Below are 24,110 nucleotides of genomic sequence, written 5' to 3' on the forward strand. Positions count from 1 at the left end.
GCCGTGCCGAAGACAGCGAGCAGGCCCGGCTTCCACTGCACCGAGTGCGGCTGGACGACGGTGCGGTGGCAGGGCCGGTGCGGCGAGTGCCAGACCTGGGGCAGCGTCGTCGAGGCCGGGGCGCCCAAGCTGGCCCAGGTCAAGTCGCAGGCCCCCACGGCCAAGGCCGTCCCCATCGCCAAGGTCGACCCCGACCTCGCCGCCCGCACGCTGACCGGCGTCGGCGAGCTCGACCGGGTCCTCGGCGACGGGCTCGTGCCAGGGGCGGTCGTCCTGCTCGCGGGCGAGCCGGGCGTGGGCAAGTCGACGCTGCTGCTCGAGGTCGCGGCCCGCTGGGCCAAGGCGGGGCGGCGCACGCTCTACGTCTCCGGCGAGGAGTCGGCGGCCCAGGTGCGGCTGCGCGCCGGCCGGACGCACGCCCTGGCCGACGAGCTCTACCTGGCCGCCGAGACCGACCTCGGCACCGTCCTCGGCCACATCGAGGAGGTCGCGCCGTCCCTGCTCGTCGTCGACTCGGTGCAGACGGTGGGGACGGCCGAGGCGGAGGGCTCCCCGGGCGGCCCGACGCAGGTCCGCGAGGTGACCGGTGCGCTGGTGCGGGTGGCCAAGCGCCGCGGCATGGCCGTCGTCATCGTCGGCCACGTGACCAAGGACGGCGCCATCGCCGGACCCCGGCTGCTGGAGCACCTCGTCGACGTCGTCCTGGCCTTCGAGGGCGACCGGCACTCCGGGTTCCGGATGGTGCGCGCGACGAAGAACCGGTTCGGCCCCGCCGACGAGGTCGGCTGCTTCGAGATGGCGGAGACCGGCATCGTCGAGGTGACCGACCCGAGCGGGCTGTTCACCTCCCAGCACGCCGAGCCGGTGCCGGGCACGTGCGTCACGGTGACGATGGAGGGCCGCCGCCCGCTGCTCGCCGAGCTGCAGGCGCTGGTGGCGCCCACCGAGCTGCCGAGCCCCCGCCGCACGGTCAGCGGCCTCGACGTCGGCCGGGTGTCGATGGTGCTGGCCGTGCTCGAGCGGCGCTGCGGCGTCCCGGTCGGGCGGCGCGACGTCTACGCCTCGACCGTCGGGGGCGCCCGGGTGTCCGACCCGTCGGCCGACCTGGCCATCGCCGTGGCCGTCGCGTCGGCCGCCACCAACGCGACCCTCGGGCCGCGGACCATCGCCATCGGCGAGGTCGGGCTCGCCGGCGAGCTGCGCCGGGTGCCGGGGACGGAGCGGCGGCTGGCCGAGGCCGGGCGGCTCGGGTTCACCGACGCGCTGGTCCCGACCGAGGCCCCGCCGGGCAGCAAGAAGCTCGTCGACGCCCGGCGGCTCGCGACGACCGACCGCGGCGGGATGCGGGTGCACGCCGTGCCGACGCTCGCCCACGCGCTCGCGGCGGCGGGGCTCAGGCGCGGGTGAGGCGCCCCGGTCGGCCTTAGAATCGGCCGCGGCCCGCTGCGGGGTGGGCCGCAGGACGACTCGGGAGCGTCGGATGGTGGGCACGGAGGGCGACGGCGGCGTGCACCCGGCGCTGCTGGACGAGCTGCGCGCGCTCGCGCCCGGCACCCCGATGCGCGACGGCCTGGAGCGGATCCTCCGTGGGCGGACGGGCGCCCTGGTGGTGCTCGGCGACAACGCGGTGATCGACGAGATCTCCACAGGCGGGTTCGCGCTCGACGTGGCCTTCACGGCCACCGCCCTGCGCGAGCTGGCCAAGATGGACGGCGCCATCGTCCTCAGCGAGGACCGTTCGCGCATCGTGCGCGCCGGCGTCCACCTGATGCCCGACCGGTCGGTCGAGACCGTCGAGACCGGCACCCGGCACCGCACCGCCGAGCGCGTCGCCCGCCAGGCCGGGCTGCCCGTCGTCTCGGTGTCCTCCTCGATGGCGACGATCTCGCTGTTCCTCGGCGACCAGCGCCACCTCGTCGAGCACTCGGCCCAGATCCTCAACCGGGCCGACCAGGCGCTGCAGACCCTCGAGCGCTACCGCGGCCGCCTCACCGAGGTCATCTCCCGGCTCTCCTCGCTCGAGGTCCAGGACGCGGTCACCGTGCGCGACGTGGCCCTGGTCGCGCAGCGCCTGGAGATGGTGCGCCGGCTGGAGGACGAGATCGAGAGCTACGTCCTCGAGCTCGGGTCCGACGGTCGCCTGCTCACCCTGCAGCTGTCCGAGCTGGCGGTCGACTTCGCCCGGCTGCCCGAGCTGCTGGAGCGCGACTACCGCCCGTACGAGGAGGCCGACTTCTCGCTCGGCCACCTCCGCGGCCTGAGCACGGCCCAGCTGGTGGAGCCGGCCGTGGTGGCGCGGACCATCGGCTTCGGCCCGGTCGTCAACCTCGAAGGCCGGGTCGTGAGTCGCGGCTTCCGCCAGGTCGCGCAGATCGGGCGCCTGCCCGCGGCCCTCGGCGTCCGGCTGATCGAGCACTTCGGCAACCTGCAGGCCCTGTTCGGGGCGAGCATCGCCGAGCTGCAGGACGTGGAGGGCGTCGGCGAGAGCCGGGCCCGCATCATCCGCGACGGCCTGCTGCGGCTGGCCGACGCGGCGTACAGCGACCGTCTGGACTGAGCCCGGCCGGGCTCAGGTCAGGATGAGGCGCCAGCGGACCTCGCGGGCGTCGTCGAAGTTGGCGATCGCCCAGTAGTAGCCGGCCTCCGGCGACTCCTTGCGCTCCTTGCAGCCCTTGCCCGAGCGCGTGCCGTCCCAGCGCATCGTCCAGTCGACCGACTTCTGCGGCGTGAGCTTGCGGCTCTGCGCGGGCACCGCCTTGGGGCAGTCCTCGGAGGACCAGATCCGGTCCGAGCCGGACACGATCGTCAGGCGGAAGTTCGCGCCGGTGACCTTGGCGTAGCAGGACTTGTCGGACCCGTTGATCAGCGACAGCGAGAACTTCGCGGACTTGCCCGCCTTGACCTTGCGCGGCCCGGTGAGCGTGGAGCGCACGTCGTCGGCCGGGCAGGAGGCCAGCACCGTCGCGGCCTTCTTCTTCTTGGCCGCGGCCTTCTTCTCGGCGGCCTGCTGCTCGGCCTTCTTCTTGTCCGTCGAGGTCGGCGGCGTCGAGCGCTCCGACTTCGGCTTCTGCTTGGGGTCGGGCGTCACCGTGTCGCTGGGCGTGGGCGCCGCCGAGGACGGCGCGGCGGCGGAGGGGGTCGCAGAGCCCGGGGTGGGCGAGCCGGACGCCGTCGGGCTGGCGGTCGCCTCGGCGCTCGGGCTCGCGGAGGGCGTCGGCGGCAGCGTCGGCGCGGACACGCTGGGCGGCGCCGGCTCGGCCTGCACCGCCGAACCCGCGCTCATGGCGTTCCCGACGAGGGCGATGACGATCCCGATCGCGACGACCGCGGCCACCAGCACGGCGACCCGCCGCACCCAGTAGCGCTCCCGCGGTTCGGGCCCGACCGGGTGCAGGACGCTGCTCATGGCCCGAGGTTAAGGACGCCTCCCGGTCCGGTCGCTCAGGCTCGCCGCGCACCTCCGGGTTCGCCTGAGCGCTCTCCTCCGCCGGCCGCCCACCGGTCACCTGGGAGCGCGACATGTGGCTTGGTCGACCCGCCTTCGACCAGTGGTCGCCGAGGGCCGCAGCACTCGTACGCGTCCGTAGGCTTGACCACCAGCGGCTCACGCGCCGGTCCTGCGGAGGAGCGAGGAAGGCATCAGGGTGGAGCGCGAGACGCCTCCGAACGGAGCGGAGACCGTGGGCACGGTCGTCGCCTGGTACGACGCGAACGCCCGTGACCTGCCGTGGCGGCGTCCGGGGACGAGCGCGTGGGCGGTCCTGGTCAGCGAGTTCATGCTCCAGCAGACGCCGGTCGAGCGGGTCCGCGAACCATGGGCCCGCTGGCTGGAACGATGGCCGACCCCGGCCGACCTGGCGGCGACCCCGTCGGGCGAGGCGGTACGCGCCTGGGGCCGGCTCGGCTATCCGCGCCGGGCCCTGCGGCTGCACGGCGCCGCGGTCGCCATCACCGAACGCTTCGGCGGCGAGGTGCCCGCCGACCTCGACGACCTGCGCAGCCTGCCCGGGGTGGGTTCCTACACCGCGGCCGCGGTGGCCAGCTTCGCGTTCGGGCGCCGCGCGGTCGTCCTCGACACCAACGTCCGGCGCGTGCTGGTCCGCCTGCACGCGGGCGAGGCGTACCCGGGCGCCACCCCGACGCGGGCCGAGACCGCGGTCGCCGAGGCCTACCTGCCCGACGAGCCAGCGCTGGCGGCTCGGTGGGCGGTCGCCTCGATGGAGCTCGGCGCCGTCGTCTGCACGGCGCGTCGACCCCGCTGCGACGCCTGCCCGGTCGCCGACCGGTGCGCGTGGCGTCACGCGGGCCACCCGGCCTGGGACGGGCCGCCGCGGCGCGGGCAGACGTACGAGGGGACGGACCGTCAGTGCCGGGGAGCGCTGCTGGCCGTGCTGCGCAGCAGCGACGAGCCGGTCGACGACGCCGAGCTGACGCGCGCGTGGCCGGACGCCGTGCAGCGCGAGCGCGCGCTCGGCTCGCTCGTCCACGACGGCCTCGTGGTGCCCGCACGGGCGGCGGGGATGCTCACGGATGAGCGGCGCTGGGCGCTGCCGGGCGGGCCGGGTGCCGGAGTCGCCGGGCCGTAGGTTGAGGGGGTGTCCCTGACTCCTGACGACAGCGCCCGCCCCGACGCGATCCCCACGATGCCGGCGCCACTCGCGCCCACGCGCAAGCTCGTGCACGGCGCCGAGATGCCGGTGCTCGGCCTCGGAACCTCCCCGGTGCAGGGCGAGGCGGTCGTGCGCCAGGTGGCGGAGGCGGTCGCTGCGGGCTACCGCCTCATCGACACGGCGGAGAACTACGGCAACGAGGCCGGCGTCGGCGAGGGGCTGCGCGCCTCGGGCGTCGACCGTTCCGAGATCTTCCTGACCAGCAAGCTCAACCGGCGCTGGCACAGCGTCGACGGCGTGCGGCAGGCGTGCGAGGCCAGCCTGGAGCGGCTGGGCACCGACTACCTCGACCTGTTCCTCGTGCACTGGCCCAACCCCGACCAGGGCACCTACGTCGACGCCGTGCGCGGGCTGGAGGCGCTGCGCGAGGAGGGCCTGCTGCACGCCATCGGGGTCTCGAACTTCAAGCCCGCCCACCTGCAGCGCGTGGTGGACGAGACCGGCATCTTCCTCGACGTCAACCAGGTGCAGCTGAGCCCGTACACGACGCGGCCCGACGTGCGCGCGGCCAACGACGTCTACGGCACCGCGACCGAGTCGTGGAGCCCGATCGGCGCGAGCAGCGCCGAGCTGCGCGAGGACGAGGTGCTGGCGCGCGTCGGACGTCGTTACGACAAGACCCCGACCCAGGTGATCCTCCGCTGGCACGTGCAGCTGGGGCTCGTCCCGATCCCCAAGTCGACCGACCCGGCTCACCTGGCCGAGAACATCGCCGTCTTCGACTTCGAGCTGGCGCCGGACGACCTGGAGGCGATCGCCGGCCTCGACCGGGGCGACGAGGGCCTCACCGACTCGGACACGTTCGGGCACTGATCCGCGTGGGACGCCGGCGCAGCGACGTCACCGTCGAGCGGGTCTGGTCCGACGGCCTCTACGCCCGGGTCAGCACCGCGGGCGCGGACGGCTCGCGGGCCTTCGTCCTGGTGCCCGGCATCGGCGTCACCTCGAACTACTTCGAGCGCCTGGCCCTCCGCCTCAACGAGCTCGGCCCGGTCGTGGCGCTCGACCTGCCCGGCTTCGGCGGCGTGCCGCACCCGCGCCACCCCCTGAGCATCGACGAGTACGCCGCGCTCGTCGGCCGCGTCCTCGACCGGCTCGGCCTCGAGGACCCGGTCCTGGTGGGCCACTCCATGGGCACGCAGATCGTCGCGGCGCTGGCGAGCACCCGCGCACTGTCCGACGTCGTGCTCATCTCGCCGGTGACCGACCCGCGGCAGCGCCGCGCGTCGACGGTGCTGCTGCGGTTCGTCCAGTCCTGCCTGCACGAGCCACCGCGCGTGGTCGCCCTGGCCCTCTACGCGTACGCGCTGTGCGGGCTCCGCTGGATCTTCCGCATCCTGCCCGCGGTTCTGCGCTTCCGCGTCGAGGACGTCCTGCCGCACGTGAGCGCGCGCACGCTCGTCGTCTCCGGCGAGGAGGACCGGCTGGTCCCGCCGTCGTGGGCGCAGGAGGTGGCGCGGCTGCTGCCGCGGGGACGGGCCTGGCGCATCCCGGGCGCCGCCCACTCGGTCATGCACCGTGACGCCGAGGAGGTCGCCCGGCTCTGCGTCGCCCACGTGCGGGGCGACCTCCCCGCCGACGACGAGGTGCGCCGGGTGCCGGAGGAGACGGTCGAGGCGAACGACGGGCCGCCCGCTCTCCGCGGGGCGCTGCTGGCGGCCACGGGCCGCCTGACCGAGGTCGTGGGCATCCTCGCCGACGACGACGCGACGATCGCGCGCGGCAAGACCGAGCAGGCGCGGGCGGAGGAGCGCGCCGAGGGCGTGGCGGACGACCGCTGAGCAGTCACCTGCCCGACGGCACGAGCCGGAGCGTGGTGCTGACCGCCTCGGGCGTGACCATCGAGCCCGCGCCGGCCCGGTACTTCGCCCGGTAGGCGGTGTCGACCGCGGCGCTGAGGACGGGGTCCGCGTCCCCGAGGTCGTCGACGGTCACGTCGGCCTCCAGGCCCGGGACCCGCACCCGCGCGTGCCGTGACCGGAGGACGGCACCGAACCATCCCGTCCCGCGCCGGTACCAGCTCCGGACGAGCACCTGCTCGTCGACCCGCACCACCCAGACGGGCGTCCAGGCGCGCAGCGCCCCGTCATCCCGGCGTACGGCGATCTCCAGCTCGGCCGCGGCGTCGACCGCGGCCAGCTCGTCTCGCTCCCAGCCTCCGGTCCGCTCCCCCACGTCACCATCGTCCTCGCCGACGTTCGACGAGCAGCACCGTGGTGGTGTGGGGGCGCGCCGGCGGACACGCCGGTACCGCCCGCGGACGCAGCGAGGCCCGGCACCGCGAACGCGGTGCCGGGCCTCGGCTGGTCGATCGGTCAGGCGGGATCAGCCGTTGGCGGCGTTGTCCCCGGGCTCCTCGAAGCCCTCGAGCCCGTTCTCGATGATCCCGTCGAACTCCACCGGCGGCGCGTCGGGAGCGGTGTCCCGCTTGTGCCCGGTGAAGGTGAACGGGTGCTCCGACCCAGGGTCGGCGACGTCGACGACGACGATCTCGCCCGGGTTGAGCTCGGAGAACAGGATCTTCTCCGCGAGGATGTCCTCGACGTCGCGCTGCAGCGCACGGCGCAGCGGGCGCGCCCCGAGGACCGGGTCGTAGCCGCGCTCGCCCACGAGCTGCTTCGCGGCCGGCGTGAGCTCGATGCCCATGTCGCGGTCCTTGAGGCGAGCCTCGATCTGGGCGACCATCAGGTCGACGATCCGGACGATGTCCTCCTGCGTGAGCTGGCGGAACACCACGATCTCGTCGACGCGGTTCAGGAACTCCGGACGGAAGTGCTGCTTGAGCTCGTCGGCGACCTTCGCCTTCATCTTCTCGTACGACCCCTCGGCGTTGGTCGAGGCGCTGAACCCGAGCGACACGCTCTTGGCGATGTCGCGCGTGCCGAGGTTGGTCGTCATGACGATGACGGTGTTCTTGAAGTCGACCACGCGGCCCTGGGCATCGGTCAGACGACCCTCGTCCAGGATCTGCAGCAGCGAGTTGAAGATGTCCGGGTGGGCCTTCTCGACCTCGTCGAAGAGGACCACGCTGAACGGCTTGCGCCGCACCTTCTCGGTGAGCTGGCCGCCCTCCTCGTAGCCGACGTAGCCGGGAGGCGAGCCGAACAGCCGCGAGGCGGTGTGCTTCTCGGAGTACTCGCTCATGTCGAGCTGGATGAGCGCGTCCTCGTCACCGAAGAGGAACTCGGTCAGCGCCTTGGTCAGCTCGGTCTTGCCGACGCCCGAGGGCCCGGCGAAGATGAACGAGCCGCTCGGCCGCTTGGGGTCCTTCAGACCCGCCCGCGTACGCCGGATCGAGCGCGAGAGCGCCCGGACCGCGTCGTGCTGGCCGATGTAGCGCTTGCCCAGCTCGTCCTCCATGTGGAGCAGCCGGGCCGACTCCTCCTCGGTGAGCTTGAACACCGGGATGCCGGTGGCCGTCGAGAGCACCTCGGCGATGATCTCCTCGTCCACCTCCGCGACCACGTCGAGGTCGCCGGACTTCCACTGCGCCTCACGCTCGGCGCGCGCCGACAGCAGCTTCTTCTCGTCGTCGCGGAGGCCCGCGGCGCGCTCGAAGTCCTGCGCGTCGATCGCCGCCTCCTTCTCGAGGCGGACGCTGGCGACCTTCTCGTCGAACTCGCGCAGGTCCGGCGGCGCCGTCATGCGACGGATCCGCAGGCGGGCGCCGGCCTCGTCGATCAGGTCGATCGCCTTGTCGGGCAGGAAGCGGTCGGAGATGTAGCGGTCCGCCATCTGCGCCGCGGCCACGAGGGCCTGGTCGGTGATGGTGATGCGGTGGTGGGCCTCGTAGCGGTCACGCAGCCCGCGCAGGATGTCGATCGTGTGGGCGATCGACGGCTCCGCGACCTGGATCGGCTGGAAGCGGCGCTCGAGCGCGGCGTCCTTCTCGACGTACTTGCGGTACTCGTCGAGGGTCGTCGCGCCGATGGTCTGCAGCTCGCCCCGGGCCAGCATCGGCTTGAGGATGCTGGCGGCGTCGATCGCACCCTCGGCGGCACCCGCACCGACGAGGGTGTGGATCTCGTCGATGAACAGCACCACGTCGCCGCGGGTCTTGATCTCCTTGAGCACCTTCTTGAGGCGCTCCTCGAAGTCACCGCGGTAGCGGCTGCCGGCGACCAGGGCGCCGAGGTCGAGGGTGTAGATCTGCTTGTCGCGCAGCGTCTCGGGGACGTCGCCGCGGACGATGGCCTGCGAGAGGCCCTCCACGACGGCGGTCTTGCCGACGCCGGGCTCGCCGATCAGCACCGGGTTGTTCTTGGTGCGTCTGCTGAGCACGGTCATGACGCGCTCGATCTCGGTCTCGCGACCGATGACCGGGTCGAGCTTGTTCTCGCGCGCCGCCTGCGTCAGGTTGCGGCCGAACTGGTCGAGCACCATCGACGAGGACGGGGTCGAACCCTGCTCGGGAGCGCCGGACGTCGCGGCCTCCTTGCCCTGGAAGCCCGAGAGCAGCTGCAGGACCTGGTTGCGCACGCGGTTGAGGTCGGCGCCCAGCTTGACGAGGACCTGAGCGGCGACACCCTCACCCTCGCGGATGAGGCCGAGAAGAATGTGCTCGGTGCCGATGTAGGAGTGGTTGATCTGCAGCGCCTCGCGCAGCGAGAGCTCCAGGACCTTCTTCGCCCGCGGCGTGAAAGGGATGTGGCCGCTGGGCGACTGCTGGCCGTGGCCGATGATCTCTTCGACCTTCTGGCGGACGGCCTCGAGGGAAATGCCGAGGGACTCCAGCGCCTTTGCGGCGACGCCCTCGCCCTCGTGGATGAGGCCGAGCAGGATGTGCTCGGTCCCGATGTAGTTGTGGTTGAGCATGCGGGCTTCTTCTTGAGCCAGCACGACGACGCGACGCGCCCGGTCGGTGAACCTCTCGAACATGCTTGCGGTGCTCCTCGCTACTTGCGGTGCGGACGCCCGTCGGCGGCTGCCCTCCAGCCCGTCTCATGCTAGTCGGGAGGGCGTGCGCCGGACCTGGTCGTGCTTCCAGAGAACCACGCCGGGACACCCGCTGGGGGTGGTCGGACGTTCCGTGCTGGTGACAACGCTGTGACGAGGGGCGGTGATTCCACCTACGAGCGGCCGAAGACGCCGATCCCGAGCCTTCCTGACGCCTGTTCAGGGGCCGTTGCCGCCCGTTCCGGCGTGGCACCGGGGCCGCGACGGCCTTCAGGGGCAGGGAAGACGGTCGCACCCGGGGGAGGGGCGTTCGCCCAGGGCGCAACCGTCGACGTGCGTGTGCGGCTCGAGGAGCGCGCAGCGCTCAGGCGTGGGCCTTGTCGTAGGCCTCGCGGACCTCGGCGGACACGCGACCGCGCGACGAGACCTCGTAGCCGTTCTCCTGCGCCCAGGCGCGGATGTCGCTGGTGTTGGACGAGCCGTTCGTCGCGGCCCGCGGGGCGACGATGCCGGCGGCGTTGCGCTTGCGGCGACCGCCCGTGCGGCGCGCGGAGGCGACCCAGGGCGCCAGGGTGTCCTTCAGCTTCTCGTAGTTCGCGCTCGAGAGGTCGATCTCGTACTCCACACCATCGAGGCCGAATTGCACGGTTTCGTCGGCCTTGCCGCCGTCCAAATCGTCCTCGAGGATGTACTCCACCCGCTGTGCCATTTCTTTCCTTCCCTGGATCACTTTCCTGACGGGAAGAACGATAACGCAGCAGGAGCAGAAAAGTTCACACGAGGTCCATCGCGATATCGAGTATCGGAGCCGAATGCGTGATGGCTCCCACAGCAATGAAGTCGACCCCGGTCTGGGCCACCGACACCGCGCTCGCCAAAGTCAGGCCGCCGCTGGCCTCGAATTCCGCGCGACCTTTTAGCGAAGCAATGATCTCGCTCATGGCCGCGAGACTCATGTTGTCGAGCAGGACGTCCGTGCAGCCCGCGTCGACCACCGCGTGCGCCTGCTCCGCGGTCGTCACCTCGACCTGGATCCACAGGTCGCCGAACATCGCCCGCACGCGCTCGTACGCGGGCACGACCCCGCCCGCGGCGATCACGTGGTTGTCCTTGACGAGGGCCGCGTCGGCCAGCGACATCCGGTGGTTGACACCACCGGCGACGCGCACGGCGTACTTCTCGAGCATCCGCAGCCCCGGCGTCGTCTTGCGCGTGTCGCGCACGCGGGTGCCCGTGCCGGCCAGGGCGTCGACCCAGGCCCGGGTCGCCGTGGCGACCCCCGAGGTGAGGGTGAGCAGGTTCAGCGCGACGCGCTCGGCGGTCAGCAGCGCACGGGTGCCGCCGTGGACGCGGACGAGCACGTCGCCGGTCTCGACGCGGTCGCCGTCGGTGGCGAGCACCTCGACGCTCCAGCCGCCGGCAGGCTGCTGCTCCGCCCCCTCGAGGACGACGGCCAGCACGTACGCCGCCACCGGCAGCCCGGCCACCACGCCCGGCCGGCGCGCCACCAGCTCGGCCGTCGCCGTGGCGTCGGCCGGGATCGTGGCCACCGAGGTGACGTCGACGCCCCTGCCGGTGCCGGGCGGCAGCACCCCGCGTCCACCGAGGTCCTCCCCCAGCGCCTCGGCCACGATCACGGCCAGCGCCTCCACGCTCAGGCCGGCCCCGGCGACGAACGCCTCGGCCTGGGTCAGGTCGGTGATCCGGGTGCTCATCGGCTGCTCTCCTCGCTCGCGCCCGTCGGGCTGTCCATCCCGGGGGGACGACCCCCCGAACCCCCCGCTGAGCGCTCCTCGCTGGCGCTCGTCGGGCTCCCGACCTCGGTCAGCTCGTGCTCGAGCCCCTCCGGGCCCACGTGGACGACCAGGTGGCGCTGCCACTCCTCGCGCCGGTCGCCGAAGTCGTCGCGCCAGTGCGCCCCGCGCGACTCCTCGCGGACCCGGGCGGAGCCGAGCACGGCGGCGGCGACGCAGAGCAGGTTGGTGGCCTCCCACGCGGCGAGGCCCGGCGAGGTCACCCGCCGGCCGGCGAGCCGCTCCAGCTGGTCGGCGGCGTGGTCGAGCCCGACGGCGTTGCGCAGACCGCCGCAGTCGCGGCTCATGGTGCGCTGCAGCGCGGGCACGACCGCCGGGTCGACCAGCCAGGCCTCGCGGGCGTCGTCGAGCGGCTCGCGCAGCGGCGGCAGCTCCCGGCCCAGTGCGTCGGCGATCCGGGCGGCGAACACCAGGCCCTCGAGCAGGGAGTTCGAGGCCAGGCGGTTGGCGCCGTGCACCCCGGACGAGGCGACCTCGCCGCAGGCGTACAGCCCGGCCAGGTTCGTCGCGCCCTCGAGGTCGGTCTCGACCCCGCCGCAGAAGTAGTGCGCCGCGGGGGCGACCGGGATCAGGTCGGTCGTCGGGTCGATGCCGGCCTGGCGGCAGCTGTGCAGGATCGTGGGGAACCGGACCCGCCACGTCTCCTCGCCGAGCGCCCGCCCGTCGACGTAGACGTGGTCGGTGCCCTCACGGGCCATCTCCTTCATGATCCCCTTGGCGACCACGTCGCGCGGGGCCAACTCGGCCAGCTCGTGCTGCCCGACCATGAAGCGCTCGCCCGCGGAGTTCACGAGCAGGCCGCCCTCGCCGCGCACGGCCTCGCTGACCAGCGGCAGCTGCCCGCGGGCACCGGTGCCGAGGAACAGCACGGTCGGGTGGAACTGGATGAACTCGACGTCACGCAGCCGCGCACCGGCCCGTAGCGCCGCCGCGACCCCGTCGCCGGTGGACACCGGCGGGTTCGTGGTGACGGCGTAGATCTGCCCGATGCCGCCGGTCGCGAGGACCACCGCCCGGGCGCGGACGGCGCCGACGCCCTGCCGCGTGCCCTCGCCGAGGACGTGCAGGGTCACACCGGCGACCGCGGGCCGCCCGTCCTCGGTGGCGGCGGGCAGCAGGTCCAGGACGAGCGCCTGCTCGACGATCTCGATGCCCGGGTCGGACTTCACGGCCGCGACGAGCGCCCGCTCGATCTCGGCACCGGTGGCGTCGCCGCCGGCGTGCGCGATGCGGTTGCGGTGGTGGCCGCCCTCCCGCGTCAGGGCGAGCCGCCCGGTCGCGTCGAGGTCGAACTGCGTCCCCCGCGCGACCAGCGTCGCGACCTCGTCCGGGCCCTCGCGGACCAGGACGTCCACGGCGGCCGGCTCGCAGAGCCCGGCGCCCGCGACGAGGGTGTCGGTGACGTGCTCGGCCACGGTGTCGCCCTCCGCCTGGACCGAAGCGATGCCGCCCTGGGCCCAGCGCGTCGAGCCGGAGGCGACGACGTCCTTGGTGACGACCACGACCCGGCTGGCCTCGCCCAGCCGGTCGCGGCACTCCAGCGCCGCCGTGAGCCCGGCGACACCGGAGCCGACCACGACGACGTCCACCTCCCGCACCCAGCCCGGGGGCTCGGCGGAGAGGCGGCGCGGCAGGGGCGGGTTCGGGCTGGGGTGCAGGCGCGGCGGAACCGTCGCGGTCCTCGTGGAGGTGCCCGCGGTCGCGCTGGTGGTCAGGGTGGACGGGGTGCTCTGGGCGGGCTCGTCCTCGAGCTCCGCCGACGTCGGCAGCATGTCCCCATGGTCTCGCACGACGAAACGGGCCCGGCCCGGCCGGGGGCGGCGCGGACGGGCGGCGCCGGCGGGTGGCGGTCCTGGCGCCAGGCCTGGGACGACGCCGCGTACGGCGAGGACGGCTTCTGGTCCCGGGAGCAGCCGGGGGCGCACTTCACGACCGGCGTCGGCGTCGGCGCGCACGTCGCCCGCGCCGTCGCGGCCCTGGCGCCGGCCGGCGTGGGCGTCGTGGTCGACGTGGGCGCGGGCGACGGTCGCCTGGTCACCGCGCTCGCCCCGCTGCTGCCGGGCGTCGGGCTGGTCGGCGTGGACCGTCGGGCGCGACCCGACGGGCTCGACCCCCGGGTGGGCTGGGTCGTGGACCACTGGGACGCCGGGGCGGGGCGGTGGCAGCAGGGCGGGCCGGAACGCTGGTGCGCGACCGGGGCGCGCCCGCTGCTGGTGGCGCACGAGTGGCTCGACGACCTGCCGGCCACGGTCGCCGTCCGGGAGCGGCAGGACTGGCACGAGGTCTGGCACGCGATGGCGCACGACGGGTCGGGCCGCGAACGACAGGGCCGGGTCGTGGCCGCCGAGGACGCGGCCTGGCTGGACCGGTGGTGGCCGGGCGCCGAGGAGGGTTCGCGCGCGGAGGTCGGGTCACCGCGGGACGCGGCCTGGGCGGACCTCGTGGCCGCAGCCGTCGCCCGTGGCGGACGTGCGCTGGCCGTGGACTACGGCCACCTCGCCGACGGACGACCGCGGACCGGCAGCCTGACCGCGTACGCCGCAGGGCGGCAGCGCTCCCCCGTCGCGGACGGCAGCGTCAACCTGACCGCCGGGGTCGCCGTGGACGCCCTGGAAGCGGCCGGGCGCCGCGCCGGCGGGGAGACCCTGCTGCTCGCCCGGCAGGCCGAGGTCCTGGCCGACCTCGCCGCCGACCCGCAGACCGACGCCTCGGCGTCCGGGGCCGACCCGCTCGCGGCGCTGGTGCGGCGCAGCGAGCTGGCGTCGCTCACCGCGCCCGGCCGCTGGGGTCCGCTGTGGTGGCTCCTGCAGGGCGCGGCCGCCGCGCCGGACGCTCCTCTCCTACCCTGACCCCGTGCCCACCCCGCTGCGCGTGCTCGTCGGCGCCCTCGGGCCCGGCGTGCTGCCCCGGCTGCCCGAGACGGGCGCCACGCCCGCGGGCGCCCTGCTGCTCGACCTCGGCCCCGAGCACCCGAGCGGCACGGGGCTCGTCGAGCTGCGGCTCTGGGTCGAGGACGGCGTCGTCACCGAGGCCGGCGTCGTCGTCGGCGCCCTGCACCGGGGGGTGGAGAAGCTCTTCGAGGTCCGTGACTACCGGCAGGTGCTGGTGCTGGCCGACCGCCACGACTGGCAGGCGCCCTTCGCCGCCGAGCTGACCGTCGCGCTGACCTGCGAGCAAATGCTCGGCCTGGAGGTCCCGCCCCGGGCGCTCTGGCTGCGCACGCTGCTCGCCGAGCACACGCGCGTGCTCAGCCACCTGGGGTTCCTCGGCTGGGTCCCCTCCCGCCTCGGCGTCGGGTCGTCGGTCCCGGCGCTGCGCGAGTCGCTGCGCCGGCAGCTGCAGGACCTGACCGGCAACCGCGTGCACCCCATGGTCAACCGGGTCGGCGGCCTCGCCGCGGACGCGGACGGCGCCTGGCTCGACGCCGAGCTGGAGGTCCTGGACGCCGTGCGCGAGGCCGCGGACCGCCTCGACGAGCAGCTGGCGTCGGCGACCCTCCAGGAGCTCCTCGTCGGCACGGCGGTGCTGCCGCGCGACCTCGTCGAGGCGTACGGGGTCACCGGGCCGGCGGCCCGCGCCAGCGGGTTGGACGTCGACCTGCGCCGCCAGCGGCCCTACCTGGCCTACGCCGAGCTGGCGTCGCTGCTGCGGCCGGACCCGGCCGGCGCGGGTGACGCGTACGCCCGGCTGGCGACGCTGGTGCACGAGCTGCGGGTGTCGGCCGACCTGGTCGAGGCCTGCGCCGCCCGGCTCCGCGAGCTCGACGGCGAGGTGGCCGTCCGGCTCGGCAAGGTGGTGCGGCTGCCGGAGGGCGAGGCGTACGGGGCCACCGAGGCGCCGCTCGGCGTGTCGGGGGTGTTCCTGGTGTCGCGAGGCGAGAAGACCCCGTGGCGCCTCAAGCTGCGCACCCCGTCGTTCAACCACGTCGCCGCGCTCGAGCCCCTGCTCCGCGGCGTCCCCGTCGACGCCCTCGAGGCGACGCTGGCCACCATCGGCTACGTCGTCGGCGACCTGGACAAGTGATCACCGACAGGCGACCACGGCGGGTGGGCCGACGCGCTCGCCCGACCACAGAGCCCGCGAGCGTCGGGGACCGGGCGCCGCTCCGTCTGGACGAGCGAGGGGCACGACACGCTTTTCGTCGCGCCCCGCAGCGAGGAAGACGGAGCATCGGGGCGCCCGGTGCGCGAGCGGGCAGCCCAGGCTAAATCGCGCGGCGGGTGGCCTCGTAGTTGGGCATCACCATGGCCAGCTCGGCCATCTGCGGGTCGAGGACCTCGGCGGCGGGCTCGTCGGCCGGGCGGGAGCGGCGCGGGAGGTGGTGGACCTCGGCGCCGGTGCGCTCGACCTGGCGGACCTCCAGCAGGGCCGCCTCCTGCTCGCGCAGGCTGCTGCGGAACAGGCCGATGATCCCGTCGCGCTCGGCGACCTGCTCGACCAGGGCGTCGCGCTCGGTGGTGAGGACGCCGACCTCCCCGCGCAGCTGGGCGATGACCGTGCGCTGGCCCGCCACGACCATGCCGACGCTGCTCACGCGCTCGGTCAGGGCGTCCACGACCTCGGCGTTGCGGGCCCGCTCGTCGCGCAGCGTCTCGCCGTGCCGGTGGTCGACCGCCAGCAGGCGCTGGGCGTGCCGGCGCCGGGCGGCGGCCAGCTCGCGCCAGGCGAGGGCGCACGTGACGACGGTCGTCGCCACGGCGACGACGAGCCCGACGCGGACCAGCCAGAGCGGGCCTGCCGCGGCGGCCAGCGCGAGGACGCTGCCCGCGACCAGGACGACCTGCGTGGCCCGGTGCAACCGGTCCACGGGCTCCCGCCGGGCCGGACGGTCACGACGGTCGGCCGGGGCCGCTGCAGGGGTCATGCGCAGACCTTAGAGCCGTCCGGCGCCCTGGCCCGACAGACACGCGAGCAGCGCCGCCGGACGCGTGGCCGACGGTCTCAGACCTCCTCCGGACGGCGCGGGTCGCGCTCCTCGTCCTCGTCGTGGGGGACGCGGCAGGCCCGCTCGAGGAGCAGCCCGGCGACCATGAGGCCGACGCCGCCGACGATGGCGACGAGCGAGCGGACGACCCGTTCACGGGGTCCCTCGGCCTCGAAGCGGGAGACGAACGACAGCGCGTAGCCGAGGTAGCCACCGGCCACCAGCGCCCCGCCCAGGGCGGAGGCCTTGCCCAGCACGAGGAAGGCGACGGCGCGCTGCGGCTCCATGCGCTCGCGCCGGACCTGGATCTGCTGGTGCGTCGACCACGCGATGGCGCCCACCAGCGCACCGACGACGACCAGTCCGACCGGCGCCGACCAGGGGATCGACGGCGGGACGACGTCGAGGGCGGCGGTGGTGATCGCGAGGAGCCACCCCGCCAGCCCGCCGAACAGCGCGGCGACGACCAGCGCCCGGCGGGGCGTGCTGGTGACCTGGTTGCCGCTGGGGGCCTGGCTCATCGGGTGCGCAGGGGTCGGTCCGTGCCGGTTCGACGCGTCAGTCGATGGCCAGGTCGTCGCGGCGGGCGATGCCCGACCGGTCGACCTGGTCGACGAGGGTGGCGAGCGGTCCCTGCCCGGGCAGCTCCCCGCGCGGGTCCACCGCGGCCCACGGCACGAGGACGAAGCCCCGCTCCTGGGCGAGAGGGTGCGGCAGCCGGAGGTCGTCGCTGTCGACGACCGTGGTGCCGACCATGATCAGGTCCACGTCGAGGGTCCGCGGCGCCCAGTGCCCGCTGCGCTCGCGCCCGTACGCGTCCTCGATCGCCTGCGCGCGCTCGAGGAGCGTGCGCGGCTCCAGGGTGGTCTCGGCGACCACGACCAGGTTGAGGAAGTCGGGGCTGTCGTCGGGCCCGCCGACGGCGGCCGTCTCGTAGACCGGCGACACGTCCACGACGATCACGTCGGGGGTGTCGCGCAGCGCGTCCACGGCGCCCTGCAGGTTGCCCAGGCGGTCGCCGAGGTTGGAGCCGAGGGAGTAGACGACCTTGCGCAGCGGCTTCATCCCGCTGAGCGTGTCGGTGTCGATCGCGTGCGGGTTGGGGCTGGTCATCAGCGGCTCCTGGTGAGCGTGACGGCCACGTCGGTGAACGCGACCGAGATCGGCGCCTGGGGCTTGTGGACGGTCACCTCGACCCGCCGGACGCCCGGCTGGCGCAGGCAGGTCTGCGCGACGCGCTCGGCGAGCGCCTCGATGAGGTTGAGGGGCTCCCCCTGGACGTCGGCGACGACGGCCTCGGCGAGGACGCCGTAGTCGACCGTCCGGCCGAGGTCGTCGGTGGTCGACGCGGGGGCGAGGTCGAGCAGGAGCGTGACGTCGACGACGAAGTCCTGGCCCTGCTCGCGCTCGAAGCCGAAGACGCCGTGGTGGCCGCGCGCCCGCAGACCGGTGAGGACGACCCGGTCGGTCGGCTCCGGGGTCGGCTCGGAGAACGGCTCGTACGGCGTCCCCACCGGCACGGGACGCGGCAGGGTCGTGCGCGACGCGGCGCCGCTCGGCGCGGCCGGCGTCGGCTCCAGGTCGTTCGCAGCGCTCGTCATCCCACCTCCCCAGGCACGGCGACCTTATCCGACGTCCCCTACGCACCCTCGCGCTCGGTGGACAGCCGGCGGACGACCTCGACCGCGTCCCGGTTGGCCCGGACGGCGTGGACGCGGACGCCCCAGACGCCCTGCCGGGCGAGGAGGGCGGTCAGCGCGACGGTGGCGTCGTCGCGGCCCTGGGGCGCCCGCGGGTGCCCGTCCGGGCCGGGCAGCAGGGTGCCGAGGAAGGACTTGCGCGAGACGCCGACCAGCTGCGGCAGGCCGAGGGCGGCGAGCTCGTCGAAGCGGTCCAGCAGCTGCCAGTTGTGCTCGCCGGTCTTGGCGAACCCGAAGCCCGCGTCCAGCACCAGCCGGTCGTCGCGCACCCCGAGCGACCGCGCGTGGTCCGCCTGCTCGCCGAGCTCGCGGGCCACGTCGACCACCACGTCGTCGTAGACGGCCCGGCCCTGCATCGTCCGGGCGTGCCCGCGCCAGTGCATGCACACGTACGCCACCCCGAGCCGGGCCACGGTCGGCAGCATCGCCGGGTCGGCGCGACCACCGGAGACGTCGTTGACCAGCCGCGCACCGGCCGCGACCGCGGCCTCGGCGACCTCGGCCCGCATGGTGTCGACGCTGACGCAGGCGCCCTCGGCGACCAGGCCCTCGACGGCGGGAAGCACCCGGCGCAGCTCCTCGTCCGGGTCGGGCCGCACGGCCCCCGGACGGGTCGACTCGCCGCCCACGTCCACGACGTCGGCGCCCTCGGCGAGGAGCTCCAGCCCGTGCGTGAGCGCCGCGTCCGGCGCGAACCACGTCCCGCCGTCGGAGAAGGAGTCGGGCGTCACGTTCACCACGCCCATCACGAGCGTGCGTCCCGGGGCCGGCAGGCCGGGCACCACCGGGAAGTGCATGCTCTCCACCCTAGAGAGGCGGCGGGCCGCGGCGCGAAACCGGCCCTGCGGGGCGTGCGCTGTCTATGCTCGTGCGATGCCGGCGCCCGAGGACCCCTGGGGCGACCGCGGGCGCGAGCCCCGCGAGCACCTGGGCCGGGGAGCGGAGCCGGGTCCGCGGCACGCCCGCGAGCCGGAGCCCGGCCGTCGCTGGCCGGTGGTGCTCGCTCTGGTCAGCGCCGCCGTCCTCACCGGCCTCGTCGCCACCAGCATCGTGATGGCGGCCCGGAACCACGACCGTGCCGACCCGGCAGCGCCGACGACGGCGACCGCGTCCGCCCGGCGCGTCACGCCGGCCTCGGCGCCGACCAGCCCGCCCTCCGTGCCCAGCGTGTCCCCCACGCCGAGCCCGACGCCCGTCCCCGTCCCGGGCACCACGGCCCCGACCGCCGCCCCGGCCGACCCGCTGCCCACCGCCGCCGAGCCGCCGAGCGCCCCTGCGGGACCGAACCGCAGCCTGGAGCGCAACACCCTGTACGGGATCGACCTCGGCGGCGTGACGACCTCCTGCGACCTCGAGGTGCGCCGACCCAAGCCGCCGCTGGCGAACAAGAAGCTCCAGCCCTACCTGACCGAGGTCGTGGGCTGCCTGACCAAGGCCTTCCGCGGCCCGCTCGCCGCCCGCGGGTTCGTCCTCGAGACGCCGAAGGTGAAGACGTACCACAAGCAGCTGGAGACCCCCTGCAGCACGTTCGGGCAGAGCGGGTCACCCGCCTACTACTGCTCCCGCACCAGCACCATCTACTGGCCCGACACCGTCGACGACGGCCGGGAGGCGTACACGTTCGCCCGCCTCGGCTACGTAGGCCTCGTCGCCCACGAGTTCGGCCACCACGTGCAGCTCACGACGGGCATGCTCAACGGCTACTCCGACCAGTACGCCGAGGCGTCCAATAAGCAGCGCTACGCCCTGAGCCGCCGCCTCGAGCTGCAGGCCCAGTGCTTCGAGGGCGTCTTCCTGCACACGGCCCGCAAGAGCCTGCACGTCTCGGGCAAGGACCGCGCGGAGCTGAAGTCGTGGCACAGCTACACCGGAGACGAGGACCCGCCCGACGACCGCAAGCCGGACCACGGTTCGTCCAAGGCGCAGTTCGGCTGGCTCGAGCGCGGCCTCGACTCCGGCGACTTCGGCGACTGCAACACGTGGTCTGCGTCGTCGAAGTCGGTCACCTAGCTCTTCGCAGGCTGCCCTCGATCTTGGCGCCGGAAGACCCTCAGCACGCGGCGCTTCGCAACCATCCGCCCGGGCGCGCAGCTCACGCCCGCACTCGTACGCGGTCGCGCCCGGGCTCCCGCCAGGCCCATCCACGCTCAGCGCCGCGTCCTGAGGGTCTTCCTTCACGGTCGCGCTCCGCGCGTCACTCTGGCGGGTCCGCTCGTGCCGTCGACCTGTCGCTGCTGTCGTCGGCGTCCGGGGCGGGTGCGCGCTCGGAGCACAGGGGGGTGTTGCTGGCCCTAGCCGCGGATGAGGTTCATCGCCTCGGCGCGGGTCGTGGCGCTGGTGCGGAGGTGGCCTCGCACGGCGCTGGTGATCGTCTTCGAGCCGGGCTTGCGGACGCCGCGCATGGTCATGCAGAGGTGCTCGCACTCGAGGACGACGATGACGCCGCGGGGCTTGAGGTAGCGCTCGAGGGCGTCGGCGATCTGGGTCGTCATGCGCTCCTGGACCTGGGGCCGCTTGGCGTACACGTCGACGAGGCGCGCCAGCTTGGACAGGCCGGTGATGCGTCCGTCGGGGTTGGGCAGGTAGCCGACGTGCGCCTTCCCGGTGAAGGGCACGAGGTGGTGCTCGCAGCAGCTCCACACCTCGATGTCCTTGACCAGCACCAGCTCGTCGTGACCGAGGTCGAAGGTCGTGGCTAGCACGTCCTGCGGGTCCTGACGCAGCCCCGCGAACATCTCCGTGTACGCCCGCGCGACCCGCTCCGGCGTCTTCTGCAGGCCGTCGCGGTCCGGGTCCTCGCCGATGGCGGCGAGGATCTCGCGGACCGCCGCGGCGATGCGGGGCTCGTCGACGCCCGGCCGCTCGTCGGGCGGCGTCTCGTCGACCTCCTGGTCCAGGTCGGGTGTGTCGAGGCTGCTCACCACCACATCTTGTCCGAGCCGGGTGAGGATGTTGCCGTCGCCCTCGGGACGCCACACCTGTGGCATGCTCCGTCGGCAGCGGCGACCACGACGACGAGCAGGGAGTGCCCGAGTGACGACAGCGGAGGTCACGTCGGACCGAGAGCAGGCGGCGCTGGGCCTGCGCGTCGCCGGCTGGGCGCTGCACCTCTACACGGCCAGCGGCTCGGTCCTCGCGCTGCTCGCCGTCGTCGCGGCCTTCGCCGGCGAGGTCGAGCGGACCCTGTGGATCCTGCTCGCCGCCGTCGTCATCGACGGCACGGACGGGATGCTGGCGCGCCGGCTGCGGGTGAGCGAGACGATCCCGGGCTTCGACGGCGCCCGGCTCGACGACATCGTCGACTACCTGACGTACGTCTTCGCGCCCGTCGTGCTGCTGCTCACCACCGACCGGCTCCCCGAGGGCACCTGGGGGCTGGTCGTCGCGGCCCTGCCGCTGCTCGCCTCGTGCGTGCAGTTCTGCCGCACCGACGCCAAGACCGAGGACCACTACTTCCTCGGCTTCCCCAGCTACTGGAACGTCGTCGCCTTCTACGTCGTCGTCCTCGGCCTGGGGCCGGCGGTCACGACGGCGATCCTCGTCGTCTGCGCCGTGCTGGTCTTCGTGCCGGTGAAGTACCTCTACCCCTCGCGGACCCCGCGGGCGCGCGTGCTGAACCTGACGCTGGCAGGGGTGTGGCTGCTGCTGTACGCGGTCGTGCTGGCGACCATGCCCCACCCGAACCTGGTCGCGCTGATCCTCTCGCTGGCCTACCTCGGCTACTACGGCGTGGCCAGCGTCCTGCTCACCGGCGTCGACCGCGTACGCCGGGTCCGTTCCGTCGCCTGATCGCCCGGCTCCGTCACCCAGCCGCGAGGCCATGGCGCCTCCGGGCCGCCAGGTCTCTGGGCCGCACGCCTCCGGGCCACGTCACCGAGGCCGCTGCGTCTCCAGAACGGTGCATGACGCACGCCAACGACGACGCGGCCGCACCCTGCTGGGTGCGGCCGCGTCGTGGTGTGCGGTGTCCTGCCGACTAGCGGAAGTCGGGTCCTCGCGGCGGGAGGTTGCTGCCGCCGGCCGGGCCCTGCGGGAGCTGCGGCGGGACCGGCGACTGCCCCGGCGGGATCGGCGCGCCGCCGGCGGGGACGCCCTCGCCCCCGTCGACCGGGCCGTGGCCGTTGCCGTTGGCGCCCGGGCCGTAGCCGTTCGAGCCGTGCCCGTTGGTGCCGTTCAGGCTCGGCTGGGGCACGATCCGCGGCGGCGGGTTGACCGGCGGGAGCTCCGACGGGACGCGGGTGTCCGAGCCCGTCCAGGCGGGGCGCTTGGGCCACAGCCGCAGGTTCTGGAAGATGCCGGCGACGGCCGCCCGGTCGAGCGTCTCGTGCTCGAACAGCGCCCGCACCAGGTCGTCGAGCACGTCACGGTTGGCCGTGAGGATGTCGAACGCCTCCTGGTGGGCGTTGCTGATGAGGCGCGAGACCTCCTCGTCGACGACCGCGGCGATCTCCTCGGAGTAGTCGCGGCCCTGGCCGTAGTCCCGGCCGAGGAACGGCTCGGAGTCGCCCGACCCCAGCTTGATGGCGCCGAGGCGCTCGGTCATGCCGTACTGGGTGACCATCGCGCGGGCGACGTTCGTCGCCTTCTCGATGTCGTTGCTGGCCCCGGTGGTGGGGTCGTGGAAGACGAGCTCCTCCGCCGCGCGGCCGCCCATCATGTACGCGAGCTGGTCGAGCAGCTCGGCGCGGGTGTTGGAGTACTTGTCGTTCTCCGGCAGCACCATCGTGTAGCCGAGGGCCCGCCCGCGCGGCAGGATCGTGATCTTCTGCACGGGGTCGGTGCCCGGCAGCGCCGCGGCGACGAGGGCGTGGCCGCCCTCGTGGTACGCGGTGACCAACTTCTCCTTCTCGTTCATCAGCCGGCTGCGCTTCTGGGGGCCGGCGACGACGCGGTCGATCGCCTCGTCCAGGTAGGCGTTCGTGATGACCTTGCTGTTGGAGCGCGCGGTCAGCAGGGCGGCCTCGTTGAGCACGTTCGCCAGGTCGGCGCCGGTGAAGCCCGGCGTGCGGCGGGCGACGGACTCGAGGTCGACGTCCGGCGAGACCGGCTTGCCTTGCGCGTGGACCTTGAGGATCTGCAGGCGGCCCTTGAGGTCGGGGTTCTCGACCGGGATCTGGCGGTCGAAGCGGCCCGGACGCAGCAGGGCGGGGTCGAGGACGTCCGGACGGTTCGTCGCGGCGATGAGGATGACCCCGCCGCGGACGTCGAAGCCGTCCATCTCGACGAGCAGCTGGTTGAGCGTCTGCTCGCGCTCGTCGTGGCCGCCACCCATGCCGGCGCCGCGGTGCCGGCCGACGGCGTCGATCTCGTCGATGAAGACGATGGCCGGCGCGTTCTCCTTGGCCTGCTCGAACAGGTCGCGGACACGGCTGGCGCCGACGCCGACGAACATCTCGACGAAGTCGGAGCCGGAGATCGAGAAGAACGGCACCCCGGCCTCGCCGGCGACCGCACGGGCCAGCAGCGTCTTGCCCGTGCCGGGCTGGCCGTAGAGCAGCACGCCCTTGGGGATCTTGGCGCCGACCGCCTGGAACTTGGCCGGCTCGGCGAGGAACTCCTTGATCTCCTGGAGCTCCTCGACGGCCTCGTCGGCCCCGGCGACGTCGGCGAACGTGGTCTTCGGCGTGTCCTTGTTGGCCACCTTCGCCTTGGACTTGCCGAACTGCATGACCCGGCTGCCGCCACCCTGCACGGAGTTGAGCAGGAAGAAGAACACGACCGCGATGAGGATGAACGGGATCAGGGTCGCCAGCAGGCTCGAGAAGAAGCTCGGCTGCGGGTTCTCGCCCACCCAGCTGTCGAGGGTCTTGTCGGCGACGCGCTGGTTGAGCCGGTCGATGATCTGGTCGCTCTGGTTGCCGACCCAGGTCGCCTCGAGGCGCTGCTCGGGCTGGCCCTTGGTCACGACCTGGATGGTCTGCTCGCGGTCGCGCAGCGTCACCTCCGACAGCGGGTCGTTGGCGTTGATGAGGGCGACGACCTGGGAGGTGGGCACCTCCTTGTAGCCGCCGGAGAGCCGCGTGCTGAAGTCGATCAGCAGCCCGACCGCCACCACGGCGAGCACGATCCAGATGAGTGGACCGCGGAAGATGCGCTTGAGGTTCAT

The 24,110-nt window shown here is 73.9% G+C and carries 22 protein-coding genes; 9 read left to right on the forward strand and 13 right to left on the reverse strand.

All coding sequences use genetic code 11. The features are described 5' to 3' along the window. Positions 1–3: 3 nt before the first annotated feature. Together radA and disA are read left to right on the forward strand one after the other, a co-directional pair. Positions 4–1,407 carry a DNA repair protein RadA gene (gene radA, locus BMY04_RS00645; RefSeq protein WP_091177213.1) on the forward strand — a complete coding sequence of 468 codons (1,404 nt, stop codon included), beginning with the start codon at positions 4–6 and terminating at the stop codon, positions 1,405–1,407. A gap of 73 nt (positions 1,408–1,480) precedes the next feature. Next, complete coding sequence (gene disA, locus BMY04_RS00650; protein ID WP_091177214.1) at positions 1,481–2,557, forward strand: DNA integrity scanning diadenylate cyclase DisA; 1,077 nt, start codon at positions 1,481–1,483, stop codon at positions 2,555–2,557. Positions 2,558–2,569: 12 nt separating this feature from the next. Here the strand turns inward: disA and BMY04_RS00655 are convergent, their stop codons facing one another. Then, positions 2,570–3,406, reverse strand: a complete 837-nt coding sequence (locus tag BMY04_RS00655) for a hypothetical protein (RefSeq protein WP_091177215.1) — start codon at positions 3,404–3,406, stop codon at positions 2,570–2,572. 274 nt (positions 3,407–3,680) lie between these two features. Here BMY04_RS00655 and BMY04_RS00660 point away from each other — a divergent pair, with 274 nt between their 5' ends. From BMY04_RS00660 to BMY04_RS00670, 3 genes are read left to right on the forward strand one after another with little or no spacing between them, the layout of a single operon-like run. Continuing rightward, entirely contained in the window at positions 3,681–4,586 is a 906-nt protein-coding gene (locus BMY04_RS00660; RefSeq protein WP_232506011.1) for an HhH-GPD family protein, read from the forward strand. A gap of 9 nt (positions 4,587–4,595) precedes the next feature. Further along, positions 4,596–5,483, forward strand: coding sequence for an aldo/keto reductase (locus tag BMY04_RS00665; RefSeq protein WP_232506012.1), 888 nt, complete (start codon positions 4,596–4,598; stop codon positions 5,481–5,483). 5 nt (positions 5,484–5,488) lie between these two features. Further along, on the forward strand, positions 5,489–6,451 hold the full coding sequence (locus tag BMY04_RS00670; RefSeq protein WP_170853928.1) for an alpha/beta fold hydrolase: 963 nt from the start codon (positions 5,489–5,491) through the stop codon (positions 6,449–6,451). A 4-nt stretch (positions 6,452–6,455) separates the two neighbouring features. On the opposite strand, the gene BMY04_RS00675 is transcribed toward BMY04_RS00670, so the two are convergent. The 5 genes from BMY04_RS00675 to BMY04_RS00695 all read right to left on the reverse strand — a co-directional run bounded on the left by BMY04_RS00675 (position 6,456) and on the right by BMY04_RS00695 (position 13,152). Continuing rightward, complete coding sequence (locus tag BMY04_RS00675; RefSeq protein ID WP_091177217.1) at positions 6,456–6,845, reverse strand: DUF2255 family protein; 390 nt, start codon at positions 6,843–6,845, stop codon at positions 6,456–6,458. A gap of 150 nt (positions 6,846–6,995) precedes the next feature. Next, the gene (locus BMY04_RS00680) at positions 6,996–9,548 is read right to left on the reverse strand and encodes an ATP-dependent Clp protease ATP-binding subunit (protein ID WP_091177218.1); all 2,553 of its coding nucleotides are present in this window, start codon (positions 9,546–9,548) and stop codon (positions 6,996–6,998) included. Positions 9,549–9,930: 382 nt separating this feature from the next. Further along, positions 9,931–10,275 carry a histone-like nucleoid-structuring protein Lsr2 gene (locus tag BMY04_RS00685; protein ID WP_091177219.1) on the reverse strand — a complete coding sequence of 115 codons (345 nt, stop codon included), beginning with the start codon at positions 10,273–10,275 and terminating at the stop codon, positions 9,931–9,933. A gap of 64 nt (positions 10,276–10,339) precedes the next feature. After that, a complete protein-coding gene (nadC, locus tag BMY04_RS00690) occupies positions 10,340–11,281 on the reverse strand; it encodes a carboxylating nicotinate-nucleotide diphosphorylase (protein ID WP_091177220.1) in 942 nt (313 codons plus the stop codon). Beyond that, a complete protein-coding gene (locus BMY04_RS00695; RefSeq protein WP_091177221.1) occupies positions 11,278–13,152 on the reverse strand; it encodes an L-aspartate oxidase in 1,875 nt (624 codons plus the stop codon). The genes nadC and BMY04_RS00695 overlap by 4 nt, the downstream gene beginning before the upstream one ends. A 6-nt stretch (positions 13,153–13,158) precedes the next feature. Between BMY04_RS00695 and BMY04_RS00700 the strand changes: the two genes are divergently transcribed. After that, complete coding sequence (locus BMY04_RS00700; RefSeq protein ID WP_091177222.1) at positions 13,159–14,229, forward strand: SAM-dependent methyltransferase; 1,071 nt, start codon at positions 13,159–13,161, stop codon at positions 14,227–14,229. A gap of 4 nt (positions 14,230–14,233) precedes the next feature. Then, complete coding sequence (locus BMY04_RS00705) at positions 14,234–15,403, forward strand: NADH-quinone oxidoreductase subunit D-related protein (protein WP_198409867.1); 1,170 nt, start codon at positions 14,234–14,236, stop codon at positions 15,401–15,403. Between the two features lie 181 nt (positions 15,404–15,584). Here the strand turns inward: BMY04_RS00705 and BMY04_RS00710 are convergent, their stop codons facing one another. The 5 genes from BMY04_RS00710 to folP form a co-directional block, all read right to left on the reverse strand. Further along, the gene (locus BMY04_RS00710; protein WP_139209693.1) at positions 15,585–16,244 is read right to left on the reverse strand and encodes a hypothetical protein; all 660 of its coding nucleotides are present in this window, start codon (positions 16,242–16,244) and stop codon (positions 15,585–15,587) included. Between the two features lie 77 nt (positions 16,245–16,321). Further along, positions 16,322–16,825, reverse strand: coding sequence for a DUF3180 domain-containing protein (locus tag BMY04_RS00715; protein ID WP_091177224.1), 504 nt, complete (start codon positions 16,823–16,825; stop codon positions 16,322–16,324). A gap of 37 nt (positions 16,826–16,862) precedes the next feature. Further along, on the reverse strand, positions 16,863–17,417 hold the full coding sequence (gene folK, locus BMY04_RS00720; protein ID WP_091177225.1) for a 2-amino-4-hydroxy-6-hydroxymethyldihydropteridine diphosphokinase: 555 nt from the start codon (positions 17,415–17,417) through the stop codon (positions 16,863–16,865). Then, a complete protein-coding gene (gene folB / locus BMY04_RS00725; protein WP_091177226.1) occupies positions 17,417–17,905 on the reverse strand; it encodes a dihydroneopterin aldolase in 489 nt (162 codons plus the stop codon). Before folB ends, folK begins: the two co-directional genes overlap by 1 nt. 38 nt (positions 17,906–17,943) lie before the next feature. Next, positions 17,944–18,801: a dihydropteroate synthase gene (gene folP, locus BMY04_RS00730; protein ID WP_091177227.1), complete on the reverse strand. Its 858-nt coding sequence runs from the start codon at positions 18,799–18,801 to the stop codon at positions 17,944–17,946. Positions 18,802–18,877: 76 nt separating this feature from the next. Between folP and BMY04_RS00735 the strand changes: the two genes are divergently transcribed. After that, positions 18,878–20,014, forward strand: a complete 1,137-nt coding sequence (locus tag BMY04_RS00735; protein ID WP_091177228.1) for a neutral zinc metallopeptidase — start codon at positions 18,878–18,880, stop codon at positions 20,012–20,014. 281 nt (positions 20,015–20,295) lie between these two features. Here the strand turns inward: BMY04_RS00735 and folE are convergent, their stop codons facing one another. Beyond that, entirely contained in the window at positions 20,296–20,901 is a 606-nt protein-coding gene (gene folE, locus BMY04_RS00740) for a GTP cyclohydrolase I FolE (RefSeq protein WP_269766189.1), read from the reverse strand. 136 nt (positions 20,902–21,037) lie between these two features. Between folE and BMY04_RS00745 the strand changes: the two genes are divergently transcribed. After that, positions 21,038–21,793 carry a CDP-alcohol phosphatidyltransferase family protein gene (locus BMY04_RS00745; protein WP_232506013.1) on the forward strand — a complete coding sequence of 252 codons (756 nt, stop codon included), beginning with the start codon at positions 21,038–21,040 and terminating at the stop codon, positions 21,791–21,793. Between the two features lie 187 nt (positions 21,794–21,980). On the opposite strand, the gene ftsH is transcribed toward BMY04_RS00745, so the two are convergent. Beyond that, positions 21,981–24,110, reverse strand: a complete 2,130-nt coding sequence (ftsH, locus tag BMY04_RS00750; protein ID WP_091177230.1) for an ATP-dependent zinc metalloprotease FtsH — start codon at positions 24,108–24,110, stop codon at positions 21,981–21,983.

The sequence above is a fragment of the Microlunatus flavus genome, assembly GCF_900110855.1.
GTDB lineage: Bacteria > Actinomycetota > Actinomycetes > Propionibacteriales > Propionibacteriaceae > Microlunatus > Microlunatus flavus.

What these genes read in the sequence shown, in the direction of transcription:
- disA (WP_091177214.1), top strand. Translation starts at nt 1,481, where the DNA reads ATGGTGGGCACGGAGGGCGACGGCGGCGTGCACCCGGCGCTGCTGGAC.
- BMY04_RS00655 (WP_091177215.1), bottom strand. Translation starts at nt 3,406, where the DNA reads ATGAGCAGCGTCCTGCACCCGGTCGGGCCCGAACCGCGGGAGCGCTAC.
- BMY04_RS00680 (WP_091177218.1), bottom strand. Translation starts at nt 9,548, where the DNA reads ATGTTCGAGAGGTTCACCGACCGGGCGCGTCGCGTCGTCGTGCTGGCT.
- BMY04_RS00685 (WP_091177219.1), bottom strand. Translation starts at nt 10,275, where the DNA reads ATGGCACAGCGGGTGGAGTACATCCTCGAGGACGATTTGGACGGCGGC.
- nadC (WP_091177220.1), bottom strand. Translation starts at nt 11,281, where the DNA reads ATGAGCACCCGGATCACCGACCTGACCCAGGCCGAGGCGTTCGTCGCC.
- BMY04_RS00695 (WP_091177221.1), bottom strand. Translation starts at nt 13,152, where the DNA reads ATGCTGCCGACGTCGGCGGAGCTCGAGGACGAGCCCGCCCAGAGCACC.
- BMY04_RS00700 (WP_091177222.1), top strand. Translation starts at nt 13,159, where the DNA reads ATGGTCTCGCACGACGAAACGGGCCCGGCCCGGCCGGGGGCGGCGCGG.
- BMY04_RS00710 (WP_139209693.1), bottom strand. Translation starts at nt 16,244, where the DNA reads ATGACCCCTGCAGCGGCCCCGGCCGACCGTCGTGACCGTCCGGCCCGG.
- BMY04_RS00715 (WP_091177224.1), bottom strand. Translation starts at nt 16,825, where the DNA reads ATGAGCCAGGCCCCCAGCGGCAACCAGGTCACCAGCACGCCCCGCCGG.
- folK (WP_091177225.1), bottom strand. Translation starts at nt 17,417, where the DNA reads ATGACCAGCCCCAACCCGCACGCGATCGACACCGACACGCTCAGCGGG.
- folB (WP_091177226.1), bottom strand. Translation starts at nt 17,905, where the DNA reads ATGACGAGCGCTGCGAACGACCTGGAGCCGACGCCGGCCGCGCCGAGC.
- folP (WP_091177227.1), bottom strand. Translation starts at nt 18,801, where the DNA reads ATGCACTTCCCGGTGGTGCCCGGCCTGCCGGCCCCGGGACGCACGCTC.
- BMY04_RS00735 (WP_091177228.1), top strand. Translation starts at nt 18,878, where the DNA reads ATGCCGGCGCCCGAGGACCCCTGGGGCGACCGCGGGCGCGAGCCCCGC.
- ftsH (WP_091177230.1), bottom strand. Translation starts at nt 24,110, where the DNA reads ATGAACCTCAAGCGCATCTTCCGCGGTCCACTCATCTGGATCGTGCTC.